General features: G+C 70.4%; 1 protein-coding gene. It reads right to left on the bottom strand.

Annotated features, from left to right (window positions below):
• Positions 1 to 277 (bottom strand): S41 family peptidase (locus R0J87_RS19920; protein WP_498888416.1); only part of this gene is annotated, 277 nt, incomplete at both ends.

Raw genomic sequence — 277 nt, 5'->3', positions numbered from 1 at the left:
GGCCTGGAAGGTACTGATGCGCACGTAGCCGTAACCCGGCTCGAGCATGCGCGAACGCACGCTGGTGACGCGGATGGTCTCGCGCTTGACGGTCACGTCGAAGGGCTTGTCGCGGCCCTCGCGGACCAGGGTCAGGGTGACCTGGGTGCCGGGCTTGCCGCGCAGCGGCTCCATCGCCTCGATGGTGGCGATCGGCTTGCCGTCGATGGCGATGATCACGTCGCCGGCGCGGATGCCGGCGCGCGCGGCCGGGGTGTCGTCGATCGGCGAGATCACC

The sequence above is a fragment of the Halomonas sp. SIMBA_159 genome, assembly GCF_046536035.1.
In the GTDB taxonomy this organism is placed as follows: Bacteria; Pseudomonadota; Gammaproteobacteria; order Pseudomonadales; family Halomonadaceae; genus Vreelandella; species Vreelandella venusta_A.
Note: the sequence above shows the minus strand (reverse complement) of the source record. Positions and strands in the feature narration are given on the sequence as shown.